The sequence below is a fragment of the Tepidiforma sp. genome (genome assembly GCF_034433535.1).
In the GTDB taxonomy this organism is placed as follows: domain Bacteria; phylum Chloroflexota; class Dehalococcoidia; order Tepidiformales; family Tepidiformaceae; genus Tepidiforma.
Genome location: NZ_DAOUAO010000191.1, coordinates 1 through 7,176, shown reverse-complemented (window position 1 = coordinate 7,176; position 7,176 = coordinate 1). Strand labels below are relative to the sequence as shown.

The window sequence follows — 7,176 nt, the reverse complement described above, 5'->3', positions numbered from 1 at the left end:
GGCGCAACCACCGGCGATACCCTCTGGGCCGTCGCCCTCGCCGTGCTCAACAGCTTCATCAGCCTCTACTACTACCTCATGGTCATCCGCCAGATGTACCTCTTCGACCCCGTCGGCGAAACGGCCCGCTTCCGGGTCCAGCCCGTCCTCTGGGGACTCGCCGCCGTCCTCCTCCTCGGCATCCTCTTCATCGGCATCTACCCCGGACCGGCCTTCGAAGCCTCCGAACAGGCCGCCCGCCCGCTCTTCCAGGCCGTTGAAAGCGGCGCCGCCCGCGTCCAGTCCCCTTGAGACCCCGCTGACCCCGCATTCGCCAGCGACTTTACCCGCCCCTACCGCGCCATTCGCGGTACACTGGCCCTAGCATGCCCAAACTTGGATTCCTCAACCGCATCCTCGGCGATTCCAACGAGCGCGAACTTCGCCGCCTCCAGCGCATCGTCGACGAAATCAACGACCTCGCCCCCGAAACCGAATCCCTCACCGACGAAGCCCTCGGCGCAAAAACCGCCGAGTTCAAAGAACGCCTCGCCGCCGGCGAAACCCTCGACGACCTGCTGCCCGAGGCCTTCGCCGTCAGCCGCGAGATGGCCGCCCGCAAGGTCGGCGAGCGCCCCTACGACGTCCAGCTCATGGGCGGCATCACCCTCCACGAAGGCCGCATCGCGGAGATGCGCACCGGCGAGGGCAAGACCCTCACCGCCGTGGCGCCAGTCTATCTCAACGCCCTCCTCGGCCGCGGCGTCCACGTCGTCACCGTCAACGATTACCTCGCCCGCCGCGATGCCGCCTGGTACGGACCCGTCTACCACGCCCTCGGCATGAACGTCGGCGTCATCCAGAACGCCGGTATCTCCTTCATGTACGAACCCGGCTATCTGCCCGCCGCCGAGGGCCCCGCCACCGGCTACGCCGACCTCCGCCCCGCCTCCCGCAAAGAGGTCTACCAGGCCGACATCACCTACGGCACCAACAACGAATTCGGCTTCGATTACCTCCGCGACAACATGGTCCGCGAGTGGGAGGAGAAGGCCCAGCGCGACCTCTACTTCGCCATCGTCGATGAGGTCGACAATATCCTCATCGATGAAGCCCGCACCCCGCTCATCATCAGCGGCCAGGCCGAGGAAGCCTCCGATACCTACATCCGCTTCGCCCGCGCCGTCAAAGGCCTCCGCGAGGACGTCGACTACATCGTCGACCACAAGGCGAAGCACATCGCCCTCACCGAAGAAGGCATCGAACGGGTCGAACGCAACCTCGGCATCAGCAACATCTTCGAAGGCGACCCCCGCCTCGCCCGGCACCTCGAAGCCGCCCTCGATGCCGAGTACCTCAAGCGCATCGACCGCGACTACGTCGTCCGCGATGGCGAGGTCATCATCGTCGACGAATTCACCGGCCGCCTCATGCCCGGCCGCCGCTGGAGCCACGGCATCCACCAGGCCGTCGAAGCCAAGGAAGGCGTCCCCATCCAGCGCGAGTCCATCACCTACGCCACCATCACCTTCCAAAACCTCTTCCGCCTCTACGAAAAGCTCGCCGGCATGACCGGCACCGCGGAGACCGAGGCCGAGGAATTCCACAAGATCTACGGCCTGGATGTCGTCGTCATCCCCACCCACCGCCCCATGATCCGGGTCGACCACCCCGACGTGGTCTACATCAACGAACGCGCCAAGTTCAACGCCGTCGTCAACGAAATCGAGGAGATGCACCGTCAGGGGCGGCCCGTCCTGGTCGGCACCACCTCCATCGAGAAGTCCGAGTACCTCTCCACCCTCCTCACCCGCCGCGGCATCCAGCACGAGGTCCTCAACGCCAAGCACCACGAGCGCGAAGCCCAGATCGTTGCGCTGGCGGGGCAGCGAGGCGCCGTCACCATCGCCACCAACATGGCCGGGCGCGGCACCGACATCAAGCTCGGCCCCGGCGTCGCCGAGCTCGGCGGCCTCCACGTCATCGGCACCGAACGCCACGAATCCCGCCGCATCGATAACCAGCTCCGCGGCCGCGCCGGCCGCCAGGGCGACCCCGGCTCCTCCCGCTTCTTCGTCTCCTTCGGCGATGACATCATGAAGCGCTTCGCCCCCGATTGGGTCCCCGGGATGATGCAAAAACTCGGCATGACCGAGGATATGCCCCTCGAATCCCGGATGGTCACCCGCGCCATCGAACAGGCCCAGCAAAAGGTCGAAGGCTACAACTTCGATATCCGCAAGCGCCTCGTCGAATTCGACGACGTCATCAACGAGCACCGCAAGCAGATCTACAGCCAGCGCGACAAGATCCTGAAAGGCGTCGATACCCGCGCCAACGTCCTCGAGGAGATGCTCTTCCGCGAAATCGAGCGCATCACCGACGGACTCAACACTGAGGACCCCGAAGCGCTCGAACTCGCCGCCGCCGAACTGCGCGAAATCTTCCCGCCCGAGGACGTCCCCTCGATCGAGGAGATGGCCGAACTCGGTGACGAGCTCACCGATGAACTCCTCGACCGCGCCGAAGACCGTTACGAGCAGATGGAGCAGACCATCGGCCCGGAGAACATGCGCAAGGTCGAACACTGGCTCCTCCTCGAGGCCATCGATACCCACTGGCGCGAACACCTCACCGCCATCGAAGAGCTCCGCCAGAGCATCGGCCTGCAGGCCTACGCCCAGGTCGACCCCCTCGTTGCCTTCAAACGCGAAGGCCACGACATGTACCTTCAGCTCGTCCAGAACATCCGCCGGCAGGTTGCACGCACCATCTTCAAGGTGCGCATCGTGCAGCAGCCTGCCGCGCCGCCCCCGGTCACCGGCACCGAATCGTCCTCCGCTGCCCCCGCTGGCGAAGCCCGGCCGGCCGCACAGCCCGTCCTCGCCAGGCCAACCGGCCCCACGGGCGACCAGATTCGCACGCTCGGCGCCGCGCCCCGGTCGGGCGGCAAGAGCTCCAGCGCCGCGAAGCGCCGCAAGCTCATCCGCTGATGGGCGCCCTGGCTGAACTCGGCCTCACCACTGGCGATGGCCCCATCATGCTCATCGCCCCGCCCGATGGCGCCCTCGCCGAGGCCGGCCGCATGAAGCCCCGCCCGGCAGTCGCCAGCACCCTCCTCACCGCCGAGCCGACACCCCGCATCCTCTGGTGGCCCGAGCCCGCCGAGCTCCGGCCCGGCCTCCTCAGCCGCCTCCGCTGGCTCCTCGAATCAGCCTCAGGCGAGGCCTGGCTCATTCTCGATGCCCACGAACCCGCCGCCGCAAGCCTCCCCGACGGGCTCCGCAGCGCCCGCTTCGACCTCCTCGAAACCCGACCCATCGGCCGCGGCGAAACCGCCCTCCGCATCCGCCCAGCCGGCGCCTGACGCCCGCGCCGCTCCGGCGCTGGCTCTGCTACAGTTCCACCACACCAACCCACGGACTCGCCCACCCGCCCGTATGAGCAAAAAGCACCGCAAAAAGCAGCGCCACCGCGAAACCGCGCCCGCGCCGGCCCCCGCCGCCGCGGAGCCGCTTCCACCCATCCAGGGGCCAGCGCGCGCCATGGTCATCATGGCCCACCCGGATGACGCCGACTTCCTCTGCGCCGGCACCGTCGCGAAATGGTGCGCGGAAGGCTGGGAGGTCATCTATGTCGTCGTGACCAGCGGCGATAAGGGCACCCACGACCCGGCCATGCACCCCGAGAAGCTCGCCGCCATCCGCGAAGAGGAGCAGCGGGAAGCCTGCCGCGTCCTCGGCGTCAAAGAGTGCATCTTCCTCGGCTACCCCGACGGCTTCACCAGCGAAAGCGCCGAGCTCCGCGGCCAGATCGTCCGACTCCTCCGCCTCTACCGCCCCGACGTCGTCATCACCTGGGACGCCTTCCGCGGCACCTTCAACCACCGCGACCACCGCAACGTCGGTCAGGCCACCATGGACGCCATTTACCCCATTGTCCGCGACCGCCTCTTCTACCCCCACCATGAACACGAGGGCCTCGAAAGCCACCAGGTCAACGAAGTTCTCCTCGCCGGCGCCGACAAACCCGACTACTCGGTCGACATCACCGACTACTGGCAGAAGAAGATCGACGCCATCCTCTGCCACACCAGCCAGATCGGCGGCCGCACCCGCGATGACTTCCTGCGCGAACGTGCCGAGCGCGAACGGCGTGAACCCGGCCGCCCGATCGAGGAGCGCTTCCGCCGTTGGAGCATCCGTCGGCCGCCGCGCCAGCCGGCGCCGCCCGCGCCGGAGGCCCGGGCCAAGCCGCAGCGGAGCGCCGCCGGCGCCTGACCGCTACCCCTGCCGGACGGCCCCGCCCTCCAGCAGCCGCGCGATTCGTCCCTCGTCGAACCCGCACTCCCGCAGAACCTCCACCGAGTGCTCGCCCACCAGCGGGGAGCGCCGCGGGTAGCCGTTCGGCATGCCCTCGAACCAGCCCAGCAGCCGCGGCCCGCGGATCGTCCCCAGCTGCGGGTGCTCGAAGTCCTCGAAGTACCCCGATGCCAGCAGCCACGGGTCCTCGAACAGTTCCTCGCTCGAAACGGCCGCCGCTGCGGGCACCCCGCGCACCAGCAGCCGGTCCAGTGCTTCCGCTCGCGGCATGTCCGCCAGCGCCCCGGCGATCCGCCGCGCAAGCTCCCCTTCCACCGGCTCGCGCAGGGCATCCTCGGCCAGCCAGCCGGCGGCCCACTCCGGGTGGCCCAGCGCCCCGCAGACCGCGTGGAACTGCTCCGGCCGGGTTGCCGCCAGGAGGATCCAGCCGTCGGCGCAGCGGTAATACCGGTAGAGCGCCGAGAACCCCAGCAGGTCGAGCCCGCCCTTCGGGGTCGCCGGCCGCCCTGCGTACCACGTCACCTCCCCCGAAAGCGTCAGGATGCTCTGGTTCGCGAGGCAGGTGGTCACCTCCTGGCCCTCGCCCGTCACCTCCAGCGCCGCCAACGCAGCCACCACGCCGAAGGCTGCCATCATCGCACTCGCCGTATCGTTCACCGGGATCTGGTAGAACACCGGCTCGTCGTCCCCGCCCTGCAGCGCCATCAGCCCGCTCCTCGCCTGCACCAGCGGGTCGAAGCCCGGGTCCTGTGCCAGCGGACCCTCCGGCCCGTACCCCGTCACCGAGCAGCTGATGATGCGCGGGTTCACCTTCCGCAGCTCCGCGTACGAAATCCCCAGCCGCTCCCGCACCCCGAGCCGGTAGTTGTCCAGCACCACGTCGCTCACCCGCACAAGGTCCATGAACGCCGCGTGCCCCTCCGGGTGCTTCAGGTCGATCGCCAGCCCGCGCTTCCCGCGGTTGTAGCCCACAAATCCGAGCCCGTACGTCCGGAAGGGGTCGCCCTCCAGCGGCTCCACCTTAATCACGTCGGCGCCCCAGTTGGCCAGGATTGCCGGCGCAAACGTCCCCGCGATAAACGCCCCGAGGTCGAGCACCCGCACCCCGGCCAGCGGCCCGCCCGGCTGCACCGGCGCCGACCCCCCGCGCTCCCGCGTATGCGGCCCAATCTCCTCGAGCCGGACAGGCCGCGGCAGGTGCCGAACCGAACCCGGCGTCGCGCTCAGCTTCACCGGCACCCCCGGGATGACCACCGTGCCCAGGTCAGGGTGCTCCAGCTCCACCCGCATCCCATTCGCCCGGACCGTTTCGCTGGCGAACCACTCCTCGATCGTGCCCACCGGCCCCCGCGGGACGCCTGCCTCATGCAGGATGCGCAGCCACTCCTCCCGCGGCTTCTCCCTGAAGCGCGCCTCCAGCGCCTCGATCACCTGCTGGTTGATGCCGGGTTTCAGCAGGTTGGTGAATTCGCCCTCGACGCCTTCCAGCGCCATCAGGTGGAGCATGTCCGTCGCTTCAAGCGCCTTCAGAAAGAACTGCGGCGTCAGCGTCCCCAGGAAGAACCATTTCCCGTCCGCGCACTCATACAGCCGGTAATTCGGCACCCCGCCGCGGCTCCCCCGGCCTCCCAGCCGGAACATCTCCCCGGCCCGGATCGTTCCCCCGCTCTCGACCGCTGCCACGCCATGGAGGCCGCTCACTACCACCGTCTGGCCCTGCCCGGTCCGCCGCTTCGCGTACAGTGCCGAAGCCAGCACCCCCGCCCCCAGCATGCCCTGTCCGTACTGCACCTGCGGCGTCACCAGGCAGGTCGGCCGGTCCTCATAGCTCATCTGCAGCCAGGCCACCCCCGAGACCGCCTCCAGCAGACCCTCATCCGGCGGTAGCTGGCTCCAGCGTCCAGCGGGGGAGTAGGGCGGAAACCATGCGTGCACCAGGGCGGGGTCGGCGCCTCGCACGGAAACGGAGTCGAGGCCGCTCCGCTCTAACTCCCCCGGTAACCAGTCGAACACGGCCGCATCTGCTGTGGCAAGCAGCCGCCGGGCGGCGGACAGGTCCTCAAACCGGTGGAGATCGAGGGTCACCACCTGCTTGTTCCGATTCCAGCACCAGTAGCCCGGGTGGTGCCGCATCCGGTCGCCCCCCGGCGGCTCCACCTTGATCACCTCGGCGCCGAGGTCCGCCAGCAGCATCGTCGCCAGCGGCCCGGCAATCCCCTGGCTGAAATCGATTACCCGCAAGCCATCGAATGCACTCATGGCCCCGAACTATATCCCGGGCCGCACGCTCCGGCATCGCCCCCGATACGCGCCTGCCCGCGCGCATCTCCGAACCTGCCACTCTTCCCGCCGCAGCACCTGCCGACCATTCCGTCAGGGAGGCCCCGCGTGCGCCTGTTCCAGACCGACGAAGCGCCCCACGGCGCCATGGCGCGCCTCCTCGACCTCCGCGCCGCCGAGGCCCTCGAAGCGCTCGACCCCGCCCGGACGCCACCCCGCGGCGCGACCCCGCCGGCCGCACCGCTCGCCGATGCAGTCCATATCTCCCCCGAAGCGCGGGCAGCCGCTGCGGCTGCCGCCTTCCCCGAGCCCGACCTCGCCGCCCTCGGCAGCCTCCTCCGCGCAGCCGCCGGCGGCGACCCCGCTGCCTTCGCGCTCCTCCGTCGGGTGCTCCTTGCCCACGGCCTGCCGCACGCAGCCATCCCGCCCGACCTTCCCCGCCTCCGCGCCCTCCTCGCCGCCTTCGAGGCTGCCCTCCCTGCACAGGTCCAGCCCTCCGAGGCGCCTGCCATCGCCGCATGGTTCCTGCTGCTCCCGGCGCGACCCTCGCTCCTCCCGCCCCCCGCGCTGCTGGCTCTCCTCGGAGAGCCCCCGC

The 7,176-nt window shown here is 69.3% G+C and carries 4 protein-coding genes and 2 pseudogenes; 5 read left to right on the top strand and 1 reads right to left on the bottom strand.

Annotated features, from left to right (window positions below; genetic code table 11):
• The 4 genes and pseudogenes from VAE46_RS10045 to VAE46_RS10030 all read left to right on the top strand — a co-directional run.
• A pseudogene (locus VAE46_RS10045) lies at positions 1–291 on the top strand (hypothetical protein); the annotation flags it as partial.
• Between the two features lie 74 nt (positions 292–365).
• Entirely contained in the window at positions 366–2,972 is a 2,607-nt protein-coding gene (gene secA / locus VAE46_RS10040) for a preprotein translocase subunit SecA (protein ID WP_322796799.1), read from the top strand.
• On the top strand, positions 2,972–3,346 hold the full coding sequence (locus VAE46_RS10035) for a hypothetical protein (RefSeq protein ID WP_322796798.1): 375 nt from the start codon (positions 2,972–2,974) through the stop codon (positions 3,344–3,346). The genes secA and VAE46_RS10035 overlap by 1 nt, the downstream gene beginning before the upstream one ends.
• 73 nt (positions 3,347–3,419) lie before the next feature.
• Positions 3,420–4,259, top strand: a complete 840-nt coding sequence (locus VAE46_RS10030; protein WP_322796797.1) for a PIG-L deacetylase family protein — start codon at positions 3,420–3,422, stop codon at positions 4,257–4,259.
• A gap of 3 nt (positions 4,260–4,262) precedes the next feature.
• On the opposite strand, the gene VAE46_RS10025 is transcribed toward VAE46_RS10030, so the two are convergent.
• Positions 4,263–6,560 (bottom strand): CoA transferase, encoded by a 2,298-nt coding sequence (locus VAE46_RS10025; RefSeq protein WP_322796796.1) that lies wholly within the window; start codon positions 6,558–6,560, stop codon positions 4,263–4,265.
• Between the two features lie 129 nt (positions 6,561–6,689).
• Here VAE46_RS10025 and VAE46_RS10020 point away from each other — a divergent pair.
• A pseudogene (locus VAE46_RS10020) lies at positions 6,690–7,176 on the top strand (hypothetical protein); the annotation flags it as partial.